Raw genomic sequence first — 251 nt, 5'->3', positions numbered from 1 at the left:
AACAGACGGAACTTTGTACGGAGCACCGTTTCGACATCATGAACTATCACCCGAAACGATTGCATCAGTACAAAAAGGAAAAATCTATCATGGAATGTTACAGTTCCCTCAAGAAACATTCGTAACTGGTTTTTTTGCTAATGAATTAACGAATACAATTGGTGTTCCTGTGCGAATGGACAATGAGACTTATGCACTCTTTTTACGTCCAAATATTAAAATGTTATTTAATGAAATGCATATTTTACTCG

The 251-nt window shown here is 35.5% G+C and carries 1 pseudogene; it reads left to right on the top strand.

Going from position 1 to position 251, the window contains the following annotated elements:
- A pseudogene (locus R2R70_RS21930) lies at nucleotides 1-251 on the top strand (hypothetical protein); the annotation flags it as partial.

The organism is Cobetia sp. SIMBA_158, assembly GCF_046566945.1.
GTDB lineage: Bacteria > Pseudomonadota > Gammaproteobacteria > Pseudomonadales > Halomonadaceae > Cobetia > Cobetia amphilecti.
The sequence above is the reverse complement of the archived record's forward strand: the minus strand, read 5'-3'. Positions and strand labels throughout refer to the sequence as shown.